The 16,264-nt window shown below is 68.6% G+C and carries 13 protein-coding genes; 10 read left to right on the forward strand and 3 right to left on the reverse strand.

Annotation, left to right across the window (positions count from 1 at the left end):
- Window positions 1-3: 3 nt before the first annotated feature.
- On the reverse strand, window positions 4-213 hold the full coding sequence (locus tag J7J50_RS17340) for a hypothetical protein (RefSeq protein ID WP_215056036.1): 210 nt from the start codon (window positions 211-213) through the stop codon (window positions 4-6).
- A 455-nt stretch (window positions 214-668) separates the two neighbouring features.
- Here J7J50_RS17340 and J7J50_RS17345 point away from each other — a divergent pair, with 455 nt between their 5' ends.
- Window positions 669-1,985: an amidohydrolase family protein gene (locus J7J50_RS17345; protein WP_251044584.1), complete on the forward strand. Its 1,317-nt coding sequence runs from the start codon at window positions 669-671 to the stop codon at window positions 1,983-1,985.
- A gap of 453 nt (window positions 1,986-2,438) precedes the next feature.
- On the opposite strand, the gene J7J50_RS17350 is transcribed toward J7J50_RS17345, so the two are convergent.
- Window positions 2,439-2,633, reverse strand: coding sequence for a hypothetical protein (locus J7J50_RS17350; RefSeq protein ID WP_215063433.1), 195 nt, complete (start codon window positions 2,631-2,633; stop codon window positions 2,439-2,441).
- A gap of 157 nt (window positions 2,634-2,790) precedes the next feature.
- Entirely contained in the window at window positions 2,791-3,453 is a 663-nt protein-coding gene (locus J7J50_RS17355) for a DUF998 domain-containing protein (protein ID WP_215056038.1), read from the reverse strand.
- A gap of 114 nt (window positions 3,454-3,567) precedes the next feature.
- On the opposite strand from J7J50_RS17355, the gene J7J50_RS17360 reads away from it, so the two are divergent.
- The 9 genes from J7J50_RS17360 to J7J50_RS17400 all read left to right on the forward strand — a co-directional run bounded on the left by J7J50_RS17360 (window position 3,568) and on the right by J7J50_RS17400 (window position 16,024).
- Window positions 3,568-4,437, forward strand: coding sequence for a tetratricopeptide repeat protein (locus tag J7J50_RS17360; protein WP_215056039.1), 870 nt, complete (start codon window positions 3,568-3,570; stop codon window positions 4,435-4,437).
- 130 nt (window positions 4,438-4,567) lie between these two features.
- Window positions 4,568-5,017, forward strand: a complete 450-nt coding sequence (locus J7J50_RS17365; RefSeq protein WP_215056040.1) for a DUF4442 domain-containing protein — start codon at window positions 4,568-4,570, stop codon at window positions 5,015-5,017.
- Between the two features lie 182 nt (window positions 5,018-5,199).
- The gene (locus J7J50_RS17370; protein WP_215056041.1) at window positions 5,200-7,221 is read left to right on the forward strand and encodes a bifunctional serine/threonine-protein kinase/formylglycine-generating enzyme family protein; all 2,022 of its coding nucleotides are present in this window, start codon (window positions 5,200-5,202) and stop codon (window positions 7,219-7,221) included.
- A 293-nt stretch (window positions 7,222-7,514) separates the two neighbouring features.
- Window positions 7,515-8,195, forward strand: coding sequence for a DUF502 domain-containing protein (locus J7J50_RS17375; RefSeq protein ID WP_215056042.1), 681 nt, complete (start codon window positions 7,515-7,517; stop codon window positions 8,193-8,195).
- Window positions 8,192-9,385, forward strand: a complete 1,194-nt coding sequence (locus tag J7J50_RS17380) for a PQQ-dependent sugar dehydrogenase (protein ID WP_215056043.1) — start codon at window positions 8,192-8,194, stop codon at window positions 9,383-9,385. Before J7J50_RS17375 ends, J7J50_RS17380 begins: the two co-directional genes overlap by 4 nt.
- Window positions 9,382-10,194, forward strand: a complete 813-nt coding sequence (locus tag J7J50_RS17385) for a queuosine precursor transporter (protein WP_215056044.1) — start codon at window positions 9,382-9,384, stop codon at window positions 10,192-10,194. Before J7J50_RS17380 ends, J7J50_RS17385 begins: the two co-directional genes overlap by 4 nt.
- Before the next feature lie 138 nt (window positions 10,195-10,332).
- The gene (locus tag J7J50_RS17390) at window positions 10,333-12,177 is read left to right on the forward strand and encodes a DUF885 family protein (RefSeq protein WP_215056045.1); all 1,845 of its coding nucleotides are present in this window, start codon (window positions 10,333-10,335) and stop codon (window positions 12,175-12,177) included.
- Between the two features lie 476 nt (window positions 12,178-12,653).
- Window positions 12,654-14,372, forward strand: coding sequence for a FecR domain-containing protein (locus tag J7J50_RS17395; protein ID WP_215056046.1), 1,719 nt, complete (start codon window positions 12,654-12,656; stop codon window positions 14,370-14,372).
- The gene (locus J7J50_RS17400; RefSeq protein WP_215056047.1) at window positions 14,369-16,024 is read left to right on the forward strand and encodes a CHASE2 domain-containing protein; all 1,656 of its coding nucleotides are present in this window, start codon (window positions 14,369-14,371) and stop codon (window positions 16,022-16,024) included. Before J7J50_RS17395 ends, J7J50_RS17400 begins: the two co-directional genes overlap by 4 nt.
- Window positions 16,025-16,264 lie beyond the last annotated feature (240 nt).

Raw genomic sequence — 16,264 nt, forward strand, 5'->3', positions numbered from 1 at the left:
AACTCACACGCAAACGCGCGCGATCGGCCGGCCCGACTTGTCGTAGATCACCTGCTCGCTCTTGCCCAGCGGGCACGGCTGGGGCAAGGGCTTGAAGATGTCGGAGCTGACGATAACGCCCGCCACCGACGCGGATTTACGCTCGGCCGCGTTGACGGCGAAGGACAGAACGCAGGCGGCCACGATCAGGGCCGGACAGATCAACTTGCTCATAAAGATATCGACTCGCTGTAGTGAACCGGACAGACGTGGCGATGGCCTGGAACCCCCGGTCCGTAATGGCTCCCTGCCGGCGCCCACCTTGCGCAGCCCCGGCCGCGCTGACAACCGCCCGCAACCGTCGCGGCGAGGTTTTTTGGCCAACCCGGTTACGGAATCGGGATCGCGCCCGGCCGCGAGCGCTTCGGCCCACCGACCATACGCCAGCGTGTTCGCGCCGGCGGCCGTGCGCGGGCAAGGCCGGGGCGGTCGCGACTGCGCAACGCGCCGACTAGTACGTTAGTCACGTTGACCCGTCGCCGGCCCGGCTTGCATGCTGCGACGGCTTCGGCAGAGTCGCGCAGGGGCCCGTTGGCGCGGCTCCCCTCGTCGATGCACATCGCGATTCGTCCTGCGCGCCGCGCGGCGAATCTCCGGGCGCCCACGCCCGCACTCAGCCGGAATTGTTCATGACCCGCCTGTCCGTCGCCGTATCGATCGTTCTCGCCGCCAGCGCCGGCGCATTCGCCGCGCCCGTCCACGCCGCCGTCGCCACCGCCGAGCCGGTGGCCTTGCAGTGCGGACGCCTGTTCGATGCGCGCAGCGGCAAAATCCTGTCGGCGCGCACCGTGGTCGTGCGCGAGGGCAAGATCGAGAAGATCCTCGACGGCCGCGGCGAAGCGCCCGGCGCGCGCGCGATCGATCTGTCCCAGCACACCTGCACGCCCGGCTGGACCGATCTGCACGTGCACATGAGTTCGCAATCCAGCCCGCAGAGCTACTCGGAAGGCTTCCGCCTTGACGACACCGACTTCGCTTTCCGCTCGGTCGGCTACGCGAAGAAAACCCTGCTGGCCGGCTTCACCAGCGTGCGCGACCTGGGCGGCGAAGTGGCGCCGCACCTGCGCGACGCGATCAACCAGGGACTGGTCGATGGCCCGCGCATCTGGGCGGCCGGCAAGTCCATCGCCACCACCGGCGGCCATGCCGATCCCACCAACGGCTACAACGACGCGCTCTCGCACCTGATCGGCCCGCCCGGCCCGACCGAGGGCGTGATCAATTCCATCGACGATGCGCGCCAGGCCGTGCGCCAGCGCTACAAGGAAGGCAGCGACGTCATCAAGATCACCGCCACCGGCGGCGTGCTCAGCTATGCGCGCTCCGGCGACGCGCCGCAGTTCACGGTGGAGGAAGTCAAAGCGATCGTGGATACCGCGAACGACTACGGCTATCGCGTCGCCGCGCATGCGCACGGCACCGAGGGCATGAAGCGCGCGGTGCTCGGCGGCGTCACCTCGATCGAGCACGGCACCTACATGGATGTCGAGGTCATGTCGCTGATGAAACAGAAAGGCACCTGGTACGTTCCGACCATCTACGCCGGCCGCTTCGTCGCCGACAAGGCCAAGCTCGACGGCTATTTTCCCGAAGTGGTGCGGCCCAAGGCCGCGCGGATCGGCGCGCTGATCCAGCAGACCGCGGCCAACGCGTACAAGAACGGCGTCAAGATCGCCTTCGGCACCGACATGGGCGTGGGCCCGCACGGCGATAACGCGCGCGAATTCCTGTACATGGTCGAAGCCGGCATTCCCGCGTCGGTGGCCCTGCAGGCCGCGACCATCCGCGCCGCGGAAGTGCTGGGCGTGGACGATCAGGGCGTGATCGAAGCGGGCAAGCGCGCGGACATCGTCGCGGTCAAGGGCGATCCGGTCGAGGACATCAACACGGTCATGAACGTCGATTTCGTGATGAAGGACGGGCAGGTCTACAAGCAGGCGCTGTGAGCGGGCGCTGTTCCGACCGAGTCCTCAGTTTGGCCAGCGCGACGGCGCCGAGCGACCGCGCATTGCCGCGCCCGTGAGCGCGGTCACGGCGATCATGGCGACGCCGTGACATAAGTCATGAGACCGGATCACGTCCGCGCGGACGAACGTCACCGTCGCATCCACCCGGATCGTTCGCGCCCCTGGGAAAAGGAGTTCGCATGAAATCCTGGTCGTTGATCGCCGCGCGGGCGGCGGGTTGTTTCGGCTTCGCCGCGGCGTTCATCGCCACGCCCTCGCAGGCCGCGGGGCGATGCCCGTTCTGCCAGACGCACGCAGCCACGCCGGCGCGCGAGGCCGCTTGCCGGGCGTCGTTCGATCGATGCCTCGTGAGCGCCTGCCCCTGAGCCGATGCCAAGTTTCGCCGTTGCCGCAACAAGGCCTATGCGGAATTCGTTCCGCGATGGGCGCCGGTCACGACTGGCCTTGTTGCGGCATCGGCACCACTTCCTCGGCGGCGACCGCCGCCGCATCGTCCAAGGAATGACCGATGCACATCGCATGGCAGCGCAGCACTCTCCTGGCGATCGCGATCGCCACCGCCGCTTTCGGTTCACCGCCACGCCGCGGGCCAGCGAGCCCTGCGACTGCGAGGCGCAGCGCCAGCAATGCATCCTCGACAATCAGAACAACTGGCCCGGCCCGCAGTTGGAATGCGATGTGATGTTCCGCATGTGTCAGCGCAGGACCTGCGCGAGTTGATCGCCCGCGCGTCGCGGCGCAAGCCGGGACGGATTCGCGCGCCGCGACACCCGACGGCGCGCGCTCATCCCGCCGATCCGCGCCGCGGCCACGCCGCGGCGACATAGGCCGCCAGCCACGCCAGCAGCGCCACGCGCTGCGCCGGCGCCGACGGCGCCATGCGCAGATCGGCCAGGACGATCGCCAAGGTCAGCACCGCCGCCGCGGCCAGCGCGATCGCGCCCAAACGCCGCCATGCCGGCGCCGCCAGCGTCGCCCGCGCCAGCAACAGCGCGCCCGGCACGAACGCCAGCCACCACAGCAGCCATGCCAGCGCGTGCAAACGGCTGGCCTGCGCGTCCAGATCACGCGGATCGAGCGCCGCCACGCCCTGCGCCGCCCAGGCCAGCGCCGACCACAGCCACAGCCATGCGCCGATCCGCGCCGACGCGCCCCGCGCCTGCAGCGCATCGCGCAATCGCCATGCGACCCAGGCCATCACTAACCCAGGGCCGATATAGACCAGCAGATTGAACGCCAGCGCGCGCTCGATGCCGCGCGCGCCGAGCAAGCCCGGCGGATGCAGCCATTGCGAATAGCCGTCGAGCGCCGCGCCGAAACCGAGCAAGGCCGCCACGCAACACAGCGCCGCGGCCAAGGCCAGCGCGCGCGCGCCGGACGCGGGCGCGGCATCGCCGACGGTGGAATTCGCGGCCGCGGCGGCGGCCGGTTTCGATGAGCGTTTCATCGCGACATGCTAGCGTGCGCTGCCGCGGCGCGCGCCGGCCGGGCCATGGCTTGCCTGACGCGCGCATCGCCCCCACTTCGGGTTTCGACCCCGCACCGCCTCACGAGCCAGCCGATGACCGCACCCGCCAAACCCCACGTCTTCGACGCCACCGCCGACCGCTTCCAGGACGAGGTCCTGCAGAAATCGCTGACGACGCCGGTCCTGATCGATTTCTGGGCGGAATGGTGCCAGCCGTGCAAGACCCTCGGCCCGATCCTGGAAAAGCTGGCCGGCGAATACCACGGCGCGTTCGAACTGGCCAAGGTCGATGTCGAGGCCGAGCAGCAGCTCGGCGCGGCGTTCCAGATCCGCTCGATCCCGACCGTGTTCCTGGTCAAGGACGGGCAGTTGGTGGACGGTTTCGCCGAAGCGCTGCCGGAAAGCGCGGTGCGCGAATTCCTCAAGCACCACGGCATCGAGCCGGCCGCCGCGCCGGTGGAAGAGCCCGTGGAAGCCGAAGCGCCCGCGCTCGACCCGCACGCCGAAGTCGTGCGCCTGCGCCACGAGGTGGCCGAGCAGCCGGACAAGGCCGAATTGCGGCTCGACCTGGCCCTGGCCCTGCTCGACACGGGCGCGGCGCACGAGTCCGAACAACTGCTCGACGCCCTGCCCGCCAACCTGGCCACCGACGACCGCAGCCTGCGCGCCCGCGCCCGCCTGGGCTTCATCGCCGCCAGCAAGGACGCGCCGCCGGTGCCGACATTGGAAGCGGCGGTCGCCGCTCAACCTGAAGACCTGCAGGCGCGTTACCTGCTGGGCGCGCGCCTGATCGCCGCCGGCCGCGACGAGCCCGGCCTGGAGCAGTTCATCGAAATGCTGCGCCGCGACCGCGCCTTCCAGGACGGCCTGCCGCGCAAGGCCCTGATCGACGCGTTCCGGGTGGTCGCCGACGAAGACCTGGTCGGCAAGTACCGGCGCAAGATGTCCTCGCTGCTGTTCTGAGCCGGCGGCGGCGCCCGGCGCAGGCCGGCGCGCCACATTCGCGGCGGCCCGAATCCATCGAAGCCGCCGCGAGACTTGACTATACGCCACCGTATGGCAGGCTAGGCAGGCCTTCCCCACCTGCGCCCGCATGAAAGCCTCGACCCTGCGACACGGCCTGAACCTGTGGCCGCCGTTCCTGTTTTCCGGTATCCACGTCGCCCAGATCGCGCCCGACTACCGCCACGCCACCGTCGAGCTGCGCATGCGGCCGTGGAACCGCAACTACGTCGGCACCCATTTCGGCGGCAGCCTGTTCTCGATGACCGACCCGTTCTGGATGCTGCTGGCGATGAACGCGCTGGGCCGCGACTACATCGTCTGGGACCGCGCCGGCGCCATCGAATTCGTCAAACCCGGCCGCGGCACCGTGCGCGCCCAGTTCGACCTGAACGACGAGGTGCTGCGCGAACTGCGCGAGGCCACCGCCGGCGGCGACAAATACCTGCGCTGGTTCGACACCGACATCACCGACGCCAGCGGCGAAGTAGTGGCCAAAGTCCGCAAACAGCTGTACGTGCGGCGCAAGCGCGACCGCTGAATGCCGTCGTTGGCGTGCCCGCGCGGGGTCGCAATGAGACGCAAGCCAACATTCGTTGCACGCCCGGGAAGTACGGCAGCCCCGCATACAGGCTTGTAAATAAAGCCACAGAAAAGCCACACTACGCGTCACGCGGGCACTGCCGCAGCGCTATGCTGCACAGTCGCGACACGGGGCCGCGAATGTCGAACGTCACACCGCAAACCGATGCAATCAGCGCGCCGATGCCGGAGATCCCCGGCTACCGGTTGAGCCGGATCATCAACCACGGCGGCTTGTCCACGGTTTACCTGGGCGAGCAGAGCGCGCTTGGGCGCGAAGTGGCGATCAAGATCATGCTGCCGCACGCGCTGGCCGACGAGGTCAGCCGCCGCCGCTTCGAAAACGAAGTGCGCACCATCGCGCGGCTGGAACACCCGCACGTGGTCAGCATCCACGAAGTCGGCCGCACCCGCGACGGCCTGCCCTACTACGCCATGCCGTTCCTGCCGCGCGGCCATCTGGGCAAGCGCATCGAGCAGGGCTTCGCGCGCGGCGAAGCCGACGTCATCTCGATCATGGAGCCGCTGCTGTCGGCGCTGGAGTACGCGCACGCGCGCGGCGTCGTGCATCGCGACGTCAAGGCCGAGAACGTCCTGTTCGACGTCACCGAGCGCCCGCTGCTGGCCGACTTCGGCATCGCCCTGCGCCGCGGTTTCGGCGCGCGCATGACCGCCACCGGCCTGGCCGTGGGCAGCACCGCCTACATGGCGCCGGAACAGGCGCGCGGCGAAGAAGTCGATGGCCGCGCCGATCTCTACAGCCTGGGCGTGCTGTGCTGGGAAATGCTCACCGGCCGCCTGCCGTTCGAAGCGCCCGACGCGCTGTCGATGGCGGTGATGCACGCGCAGAACCCGATCCCGAAACTGCCGCCGCCGCTCAAGCACTGGCAGCGTTTCATGAACCGCGCGCTGTCCAAGCAGCCCGACCAACGTTTCGACGACGCCGCCGAAATGGCCACGGCGCTGGCCGAGATCAAGCATCGCGGTCAGATGAGCGGCTTCGGCCGCATGATGAGCCACCTGCGCCCGCTCAAGCGCTGGGCCACGCCGGCCTGGGCCGGGCTGGCGGTGGTCGCGATCGCCGTGGTCACCATCGCCTTCGCGCTGAACCGGGTCGAGAAAGACGGCTTCTTCCGGGTCGATCCGGCCACCGCCGACAAGACCAGCGCGGCCGCCACCGACAACGATCCGACCCAGGCGATGATGGCGCCGCTGCCGCAGGCGCCGCTGCAGGACTCGCTGCAGTCCGCGCGCACCTACATCGCGCAGGGGCGGCTGGCCTCGCCGGCCGACGCCAACGCTTACAACAGCCTGTTGACCGCCTGGCATCTGGACAGCACCAATCCGGAAGTCGCGGTGGTGGTCACCGAACTCACGCAGGCCTTCGCGAACGAACTCGAACGCGATCTGCGCGAAGGCCGCGACCAGCGCGCGCGCGAACATCTGGTCAACGCCACCGCCCTGGGCCAGCAGACCGGCACCGCCGATTCCGACGCCCAGCGCAGCCTGCGCGAGAAGGCCGAGCAGGCCTTGCAGGCGCGGCTGGAACTGGCCGCCCGCCGCGGCGATGGCGCCGATGCCGGCAAAGTGATCGCGCTGGCGGACGAATTCGGACTGTCGCGCGCGGCGTCCAGCAAGTTGATCGCCCAGGCCCGCAGCATCGCCGGCGACGGCAGCGTCGCGCGCGGCCTGAGCACCAGCGCGATTTCCCCGGCCGCCAGCGTGGCGGTGAGCTTCAATCCGCGTCCGGTCAGCCGCGGCGAGTACGCGCGTTTCGCCAGCGCTCACCAGCGTTCGCCGGCGCTGTGCCGCGAACGCGTGTCGCTGCTGCGGATGATCGCGCCGAAGGACTGGAAGGCGCCGGGCTTCGATCAGACCGAATCCGAACCGGTGGTGTGCGTGTCGATCGCCGACGCCGAGACGTATGCGCAGTGGTACAGCCAGCAGACCGGCCGCCGTTATCGCCTGCCGACCGCGGAAGAAGCGCAGCGCATGCCCGGCAGCAGCGGCCGCGCCCTGTCGATGTGGTCGGCCGATTGCGGCCGCAACTGCCAGCAGCGCCAGGTCGGCGGTAATTCCTGGCGCAGCGGGACGCCGCAGCGGCCGCTGAGCGCGGGGCGCGGGTACGACGACGTCGGGTTCCGCTTGGTGCGCGAACGCTGAGGTTGGGCGCGGAGCGAATCCCCCGCGCCTTTGGTTTTTCTGGACTTCGTATTGGCGCAGGGCGCTCGCCCCCTTTTTCAAAGTGGGCGACGATTGGCGCAGGTCGCTCCTGTGAAAGTGGGCGACGGCTGGCGCGGGTCGTCCCTGTGATCGAGCGCGTTACTCATCGCCCACTTTGAAAAAGGGGGCGAGCGCCCTGCGCAACTCCCTGCAACGCCATCCTCCACCGGCGCGGGGGATTACCCCCACATCGCCCGAACCCACGCCCGCCGTCGTCCCCTACAATCGAGCCCATGCGCTCGTCCAACCTGCAACGCCTGTTCCTCACCGGCCTTCTCACCCTGCTGCCGATCTGGCTGACCTGGGTGGTGGTCAAATTCGTGTTCGTGCTGCTCTCCGACACCAGCCGGCCACTGATCGGGCCGCTGCTCAACAATCTCGCCACGGCCTCGCCGCAAGCGCTGGGCTGGTTGAACGATCAGTGGGTGCAGACCGCCATCGCCCTGGCCGCGACGATCGGCGTGATCCTGCTGTCCGGCGCGATGGCGCGGCGCGTGGTCGGCCAGACCGTGCTGCGCTGGTTCGAGTCGCTGATCAAGCGCATCCCGCTGGCCAACACCATCTACGGCAGCGCACGGCAGTTGCTCGACATCCTGCAGACCAAGCCCGACGGCACCCAGCGCGTGGTGCTGGTGGATTTCCCGCACAACCAGATGAAGTCGATCGGCTTCGTCACCAAGGTCATGCGCGAGGAAGGCACCGGCCGCGAACTGGCCGCGGTGTACGTGCCGACCACGCCCAATCCGACCTCCGGTTATCTGGAAATCGTGCCGGTGGAACTGATCACCCCGACCGACTGGACCGTCGATCAGGCGATGAGCTTCATCATCTCCGGCGGCGCGGTGTCGCCGGCGACGATTCCCTTCTCCGCTCCCGCCGCCAGCGCGGCGACCGATACGGATACTCCCGCATGATGCCTGCCCTGGTTTCCGCGTTGCGCGCGGCGGCGGCCGCGACCGCGCTGCTGGCCGGCGCCGCCCTCGCCGCGCCGACCACGGCGCTGACGCCGCATCCGGTCAAGCTCGACGACGGCCGCAGCTTCAATCTCAACCTGCCCGCCAACCTGGACATCGTGCCGGTGGTGCAAGGCCTCAAGCGCGTGCGCTTCTTCGCCCGCAGCCCCGACGGCCGCCTGTTCGTCACCGACATGCACGATCTGAGCGACAACAAGCTCGGCCGCGTGTACGCGCTGGACGGCTGGGACGAGAAGACCGAGCGCTACACAAAGGTATCGGTGTATCTCGACAAGCTGCGCAATCCCAACAGCGTGGCGTTCTATACCGATCCGGCCGGGCAGTCTTGGCTGTACCTGGCCAACACCGACAAGCTGCTGCGTTATCGCTACCGCAACGGCGACCTCAAGCCGTCCTCGGAGCCCGAAGCGCTGGCGAGCTTTCCCGACTACGGCCTGAGCTACAAATACGGCGGCTGGCATCTGACCCGCACCCTGGCTTTCGGCGGCGGCAAGCTCTATGTCGCGGTCGGCAGCAGCTGCAATGCCTGCGTCGAGAAAGAAGACGTGCGCGCGGCGATCGTGCAAATGAACCCCGACGGCAGCCGCCGCCGCATCTACGCCAGCGGACTGCGCAACGCGGTCGGTCTGCTCTACCGCGACGGCAAGCTGTTCGCGACCAACCAAGGCTCGGACCACCTGGGCGACCAGAAGCCGGACGAAACCATGTTCGTGGTGCAGGACGGCGCGGACTATGGCTGGCCGTATTGCTATTACAGCAACGGCAAGGTTACGGCCGATCCCAAGTTTCCGCGCAAGAGCGGCTGCGCGAATGCGCCGAAGACGTTCTCGTATTTTCCCTCTCACGCTTCCGCACTCGGCTTCGGTTGGTTTCCGGCGAGCGACAACGGCCAGTTGCGCGATGAGTACGTGGTCGCGCTGCACGGCGCCAGCAAGCTCGCGCTCAATCACGGCTACCGGTTGGTGCGGGTCAAGGCCGATGGGCGCAGCGGCGGCGACTTGGTCACCGGCTTCCTGGCGAACGGCAAGGTGCTCGGCCGTCCCTGCGACGTGCTGCGCACCGGCCGCGACAGCTTCCTGTTCACCGACGACAAAAGCGGGGTGATCTACCGCGTGAGGCCGAAACGATGAGCGCAGGCGAATCCAGCATCCCCTTCGCCACCGGCGAAGGCACGCGTACCTTGCAGGATCGCTCGCTGCGATTGTTCATCGTGTTGTCGTCGTTCTTCTGCGTCAACGCCGCGCTGGCCGAGTTCATCGGGGTGAAGATCTTCGCCCTGGAAGACACGCTCGGGATCGCGCCGCTGCAATGGAATCTGTTCGGCCAGAGCGGTTCGCTGAACTTCACCGCCGGCACCTTGCTGTGGCCGGTGGTGTTCCTGATGACCGACGTCATCAACGAATTCTTCGGCCGTCGCGGCGTGCGCATGATTTCCTGGCTGGCGGCGATCCTGATCGCATACGGCTTCCTGTTCGCCTTCGCCGCGATCGCGCTGGCGCCGGCCGGCTGGTGGGTCAAGGCCGCGCAGGCGCAGGGCGTGCCGGACTATCAGGCCGCGTTCGCGGCGATCTTCGGCCAGGGCATGTGGAGCATCGGCGGTTCGCTGGTGGCCTTCATGCTCGGCCAGCTGATCGACGTGGCGGTGTTCCACCGCATCCGCAGCGTCACCGGCGACAAGCACATCTGGCTGCGCGCGACCGGCTCGACCGCGGTGTCGCAACTGGTGGACAGCTTCGTGGTGCTGTACATCGCCTTCGTGCTCGGCCCGCAGCACTGGCCGATCCCGCAATTCCTGGCGATCGGCTCGGTCAACTACGTCTACAAGATGCTGGCCGCGGTGGCGATGATCCCGCTGATCTATCTGCTGCGGGTGTGGATCCACGGCTACCTGGGCCATGCGCGGGCCAAGCAGTTGCAGGACGAGGCGGCGGCGGACTGAAGGCGCGCGGCCGGGCGCGCCGATCCGGCATTGACGCGCATAACCCGCATCGCGGGCGCTACCGCATGACCTTCGGCTCTTCCGCCCGCCCGCGGCGCGCGCGAGCCTGCCGGTCCATCCGTCCGGATCGCCTGCGACATGACCGCTTCCTCGCTCCGCCCGCGCGCCCGCGCGCGCTCGACCGTCTCCTTCCTCAGCCTCGCCCTCGCCGCCGCGCTGTGCCTGGCGGCGCCGGCGTTCGCCGCCGAACCGGCGCCGGCCGCGCCCAAGCTCACCGTGCAGACCAAGAGCCAGAAGCTCGACCGCCTGTACGAGCAGTACTGGGAAGAAAACCTCAAGCTCAACCCGTTGCTCGCCACCATGCAGGGCGATCCGCGCTACAACGACCAACTGCCGAACTTCGCCACCGCCGCGTTCCGCAAGCAGGACCGCGAGTTCACCCAGCGCTGGCTCAAGACGATCGAAGCGGTCGGCTCGCAAGGCCTGTCCGCGCAGGATCTGCTGAGCTACGAGATCTTCGTGCGCAGCGCCAGAATCGACCTGGAATCCGACCAGTACCCGACCTGGCTGCTGCCGATCAACCAGTTCTACAACTTCGCCGCCAGCGTCGCCCAGTTCGGTTCCGGCACCGGCGCGCAGCCGTTCAAGACCGTGGCCGACTACGAAAACTGGCGCGCCCGCGCCGGCCACGTGCCGGCGATCTTCGATCAGTTCATCGTCAACAGCCGCGAAGGCGTCAAGCGCGGCGTGGTCCAGCCCAAGTCGCTGATGGTCAAGGTGCTCTCGCAGCTCGACGCGCTGATCAAGGATCGCGCGGAAGACACCTTGTTCTGGAAGCCCATCGCCGGCCTGCCGGCCTCGTTCTCCGACGCCGACAAGGCGCGCTTGACCTCCGAATACCGCCGCGGCATCGACGGCGAGCTGATGCCGGCCTACCGCCGCCTGCGCGATTACCTGCGCGACGACTACATGAAGCACGCGCGCGACACCGACGGCCTGGGCGCACTGCCCGACGGCGAGGCCTGGTACGCGTTCAACGCGCGGCGCACCACCACCACCTCGATGAGCCCGGCGCAGATCCACCAGATCGGCCTGGACGAAGTCGCGCGCATCCACGGCGAGATGGACAAGGTCATCGCCGAGCTGAAGTTCAAGGGCACGCGGCCGGAGTTCTTCAAGTTCCTGCAGACCGATCCGCGCTTCGTGTTCAAGACCGAGGACGAACTGCTGACCCACTACCGCGGCCTGGAAGCGACCATCAACGCGAAAATTCCCGCGCTGTTCTCGCTGACGCCGAAGGCGCCGTTCGAAATCCGCGCGGTCGAAGCCTTCCGCGCGCAGTCGGCCGCGGGCGGCTCGTACATGCGCCCGAGCGGCGACGGCAGCCGGCCGGGCATCTTCTACGTCAACACCTACGACTTGCCCACGCGCAAGACCTGGGACGCGGAGGACTTGTTCCTGCACGAAGCGATCCCGGGCCATCATTTCCAGCTGGCGCTGCAGCAGGAGCTCACCGACCTGCCGAAGTTCCGCCGCTTCGGCAGCGAGATCGCGTTCTCGGAAGGCTGGGGCCTGTACGCCGAATCGCTGGGCAAGGAACTGGGCGTGTACCGCAATGCCTACGACTACTTCGGCTACCTGCAGAACGAGTTGTGGCGCGCGATCCGCCTGGTCGTGGACACCGGCCTGCACAGCAAGAACTGGACGCGCGAGCAGGTGATCGCCTACATGCTGGCCAATTCGGCCGAGAGCGAGACCCAGGCCACCGCCGAGGCCGAGCGCTACATGGCGATCCCGGCCCGGGCGCTGGCGTACAAGATCGGCGAGCTCAAGATCATGGAACTGCGCAAGCGCGCCGAGAAAGAACTGGGCGCGCGCTTCGACATTCGCGAATTCCATGCCGAAATGCTCAAGGACGGCTCGCTGCCGCTGGAAATCCTCGACAAGAAGATCGATCGCTGGATCGCGGCGAAGAAAGCCTGAGCCACGCGGCGGCGTCCGGCCAAGGCGTGAACGCGTCCCGCGGGCGCAGGGGGTGATCGAAACCCGCTGCGTTCGAAAGCCCCTCCCGCCCGAACGGAGAGGGGTTGAGCCCGCGCGGCGATCGGCGCCGGAGCGCGGACACCGCGCGCCCGGCGTCCGCGCCGGGCCGGGCTCCGGAGAGAACCGGGCTCCGGTTGCGGCTAACCTCCCCGCCCCCTCACCACCCGCACGGCATCGGCGCTACGATCAGCCGGCAGGGCACCCACAACGCGCCCCTGGCAGCGTCTCATGCACCTCGGAGCCTCATTGGATACCTACCGGATACGGCCGCCCAGCCGCCGTCCATCCGCCCAGACCGCCGCGCGAGAGGGTACAGAGCAGAAAAAATGTGACTGAAGCCGCATAATTGGGGGTTGCTGTGCCCACAGTCGCCGGCCCGGCCGGTGTTCGCCATCCCACTCAGCCACGGATTACGGATGTCTTCGATTACAGCGCTCCTGTTTCCGTTCACGTCCCGCGCCGCCCGGCGCGCGACCGCGTCCCGGGTCAAGACATCCGGCCGTTTCCTGGCTCTCGCGGCCCTGCTGTTGTGCGTTTCCGGTCTGGCCCAGGCGCAGGACTGGAGTTATCGCGTGCGCCCCGGCGACACCTTGTGGGACCTGGGCGCGCGCCATCTGAAAACCGGCATCAACTGGCGCCGGCTGCAGGAACACAACCGCATCGTCGATCCCTATCACCTGCCGCCGGGCACCAGCATGCGCTTCCCGATCGGCTGGCTGCGGATCGAGCCGGCCAAGGCGCGGGTGGTGGCGGTGCGCGGCGCGGTCAATGTGCTCGCCACCGATAAAACGCCAGGGGTGTTGGTCAGCGAAGGCATGCGCATCGGCATCGGCAGCCGTCTGGAAACCGGGCCCGGCGCCAGCGCGACCCTGGAATTCGCCGACGGCTCGCGGCTGATGGTCCAGGACAACAGCCGCGTGATGTTCGACGAACTCAGCAGTTACGGCAGCACCGGCATGGTCGATACGCGCATGCGCCTGCAGCGCGGCCGCACCAGCAACCGGGTGATCCCGGCCAAGGGCCCGGCCTCGCGCTACATCATCGAAACGCCGTCGGCGACCTCGAGCGTGCGCGGCACCCACTTCCGGGTCAGCGCCGGCGACGCGGACGGCGGCGACAGCGGCGCGATGGACGCGACCGAAGTGCTCGAAGGCAAGGTCCAGGTCGGCGCGCAGCGCGGCCAGGTCTTGGTGACCCCGGGCTTCGGCGCCGTCGCCGGCGCGGGCGCCGCGCCGTCGCAGCCGATCGAACTGCTGCCGGCGCCGACCCTGGCGCGCACGGCGACCCAACTCGAACAACTGCCGGCGACCGCGAGCTGGGCCGCGGTGCCCGGCGCGACCGCATACCGGGTCGAAGTGGTGCGCGACGACGCCCCGGAAGTGCTGCTGTTCGAAAGCCGCGTGACCGACACCCGCGTGCGCATCGACGACCTGCCCGCCGGCCGCCAGCGCCTGCTGGTGCGCGCGATCGCCGGCAACGGCCTGGGCGGCCGCGACAGCGCGCAAGTGTTCACCGTCAACGATCAACCGCTGCCGCCGCTGACCATCAGCCCGCTCGACGGCCAGGTCCTGCATCAGCCCAAGCCGCGCTTCGAGTGGGCGCGCGCGCAGGACGCCGAGCGCACGCGCCTGCAGATCGCGCGCGATGAGCACTTCGCCGAGCCGGTCGCGGACATGGAAGTCGGCGGCTTGCGCGCACGCCCCGAACAAGCCCTGCAAGCGGGTAGCTACTACTGGCGCGTGGCCTCGCGCGACGGCAACGGCCGCATCGGCCGTTTCGGCAACGCCCTGCCGTTCCAGATCAGCGATGCGCCGGTCGATCCCGGCCTGGAACCGCCGCAGGCGGCCAAGGGCCAGCTGACCCTGCGCTGGCAGAAAGGCGAGCCCGGTCAGCGTTATCGTGTGCAGATATCGCGCAAGGCCGACTTCTCGCAACTGCTGTTGGAACAGGTGGTGGACGTGCCGCAGATCGAACTCAAGCGCCCCGGCGGCGGAACCTGGCACGTGCGCGTGCAGACCATCGAAGACGACGGCTACGAAGCGCCGTACGGCCCCGCGCAGGAAATCCGCCTGCCCTGCCGCCTGTGCTACGCCGGCGGCGCGGCCGGCGCGGTGCTGTTGCTGCTGGCCTTATGAGCCCCATCGCACTGTCCAGGCTGATGCGTGGCGGTGCGGCCCTGTGCGCGGCCGGTCTGGCGGCGCTGCTGACCGTCAGCGGCGCGACCTGGCGCCTGGACGACTTCTTCTACGACCAACACCTGTCGAACTGGGGCTACGCGCCCGACGACGACGTGGTGATCGTCGCCATCGACGACCGCAGCCTCAACGAACTCGGCCAATGGCCATGGCCGCGCGACATCCACGCGCAGGTGCTCGACCGGCTGGGCTATGCCGGCGTGCGCGGCGTCGCCCTGGATCTGGTGCTGGCCGAAGCCGACCGCAGCGGCGACGACCACGACCTCGCCCTGGCCGCCTCGATGCGCCGGCTGGGCCGCGTCGCCCTGCCGGTGACCACCGCGCCGCTGCGCCAGAACGGCCCGCCGGTGGAAGTGCTGCCGACGCCGGTGATCGCCACCGCCGCCAACACCCTGGGTCACACCGACATCGAACTCGATGCCGAAGGCACCACCCGCGGCATGTACCTCAAGGCCGGCCTCGGCGATTCGCGCTGGCCGGCGCTGGGACTGGCCTTGATCGGCCTGGAACCGGGCGCCGCGCCCAACCCCCTGCCCGGATTGCGCCGGCCCGCGCTGGTGCAGGGCTCGCCTTACCAATGGACGCGCGACAACTACGTGCGCATCCGCTTCGCCGGCCCGCCGGGCACCTTCGGCCAGGTCTCGTATTCCGACGTGCTCAGCGGCCAGGTGCCGGCCGAACTGCTGCGCGGGCGCTGGGTGGTGATCGGCGTGACCGCGACCGGACTGGTGCCGCGCTACCTCACGCCGATGTCCGACGACGTGCGCATGCACGGCGCCGAGTACCAGGCCAACGTCATCGAAATGCTGTTGCACGATCGCGCGATCGTGCCGCTGTCGTCGTTCTGGCAAGCGCTGCTGGCGGCGGCGATGCTGTTGGCGGTGGTATCGCTGTTGCTGCTGTCGCGCTTCCAGCGGCCGCTGCTGATCACCGGCGCGGCGGCGCTGCTGACCGCGGCCGGCAGCGTGATCGTGCTGCGCCTGGGCAACCTGTGGTTTCCGCCGGCGGCGGCGATCGTGATGATCGCGCTGGCGTATCTGGCCTGGATGGTCGGCCACCTGCGCCACTGGCGCCGCGAAGCCAACCTCGACACCCTGACCCGGCTCGGCAACCGCCGCCGTTTCGACCACGTCCTGCAGCGCGAACTGGCCAGCGCCCGCCGCACCCGCGCGCCGATGTCGCTGGCGTTGATCGACGTGGATTACTTCAAGGCCTACAACGATTCGGTGGGCCATCGCGCCGGCGACAAGCTGCTGCAGAAGATCGCCGAGATCATCGCCTCGCACGCGCGCCGCCCGCGCGATCTGGCCGCGCGTTTCGGCGGCGACGAATTCGCGGTGATCCTGCCCGACACTCATGTCGAAGGCGCCGCGCGCGTGGCCGACATGATCCTGGCCGACATGCGCAAGCTCGATGCGCGTTATGGCCAGGGCGAAGACCAGAAGGTGAGCCTGAGCATCGGCTTGTACACCTGCGTTCCGGGTGTGCACACGCATGTGCGGACGTTGTTCGACGGGGCGGACGCGGCGTTGTATCGCGCCAAGGAGAATGGGCGCGATCGGCGCGAGGCGGCGCGGTTGGGCGAGTTGTGATCGGCGCTTGAGTTCGGCTTAACTGCGCCACTAACCCATGCTGTAGCGATCACGACGAGCGAAGCGTTGCTGGGCCTTCGCTCAGCCGTTGCCGTTGCCGTTGCCGTTGCCGTTGCCGTTGCCGTTGCCGTTGCCGTTGCCGAGATTTTGCTTTGCCTCAGCTTTGCTTTGTCTCGGCCTTGCTTTGCTGTGCGCTCGGCTTTGCTGTTGCTTTTGCTGGGCGCCGCTTGTAACTCGCGA

This window comes from Lysobacter sp. ISL-50, assembly GCF_018612875.1.
Taxonomy (GTDB): domain Bacteria; phylum Pseudomonadota; class Gammaproteobacteria; order Xanthomonadales; family Xanthomonadaceae; genus Lysobacter.

Coding starts and splice junctions, on each gene's coding strand:
- J7J50_RS17340 (WP_215056036.1), bottom strand. CDS start 213: ATGAGCAAGTTGATCTGTCCGGCCCTGATCGTGGCCGCCTGCGTTCTG.
- J7J50_RS17380 (WP_215056043.1), top strand. CDS start 8,192: ATGATGCCTGCCCTGGTTTCCGCGTTGCGCGCGGCGGCGGCCGCGACC.
- J7J50_RS17360 (WP_215056039.1), top strand. CDS start 3,568: ATGACCGCACCCGCCAAACCCCACGTCTTCGACGCCACCGCCGACCGC.
- J7J50_RS17385 (WP_215056044.1), top strand. CDS start 9,382: ATGAGCGCAGGCGAATCCAGCATCCCCTTCGCCACCGGCGAAGGCACG.
- J7J50_RS17375 (WP_215056042.1), top strand. CDS start 7,515: ATGCGCTCGTCCAACCTGCAACGCCTGTTCCTCACCGGCCTTCTCACC.
- J7J50_RS17365 (WP_215056040.1), top strand. CDS start 4,568: ATGAAAGCCTCGACCCTGCGACACGGCCTGAACCTGTGGCCGCCGTTC.
- J7J50_RS17400 (WP_215056047.1), top strand. CDS start 14,369: ATGAGCCCCATCGCACTGTCCAGGCTGATGCGTGGCGGTGCGGCCCTG.
- J7J50_RS17345 (WP_251044584.1), top strand. CDS start 669: ATGACCCGCCTGTCCGTCGCCGTATCGATCGTTCTCGCCGCCAGCGCC.
- J7J50_RS17390 (WP_215056045.1), top strand. CDS start 10,333: ATGACCGCTTCCTCGCTCCGCCCGCGCGCCCGCGCGCGCTCGACCGTC.
- J7J50_RS17395 (WP_215056046.1), top strand. CDS start 12,654: ATGTCTTCGATTACAGCGCTCCTGTTTCCGTTCACGTCCCGCGCCGCC.
- J7J50_RS17355 (WP_215056038.1), bottom strand. CDS start 3,453: ATGAAACGCTCATCGAAACCGGCCGCCGCCGCGGCCGCGAATTCCACC.
- J7J50_RS17370 (WP_215056041.1), top strand. CDS start 5,200: ATGTCGAACGTCACACCGCAAACCGATGCAATCAGCGCGCCGATGCCG.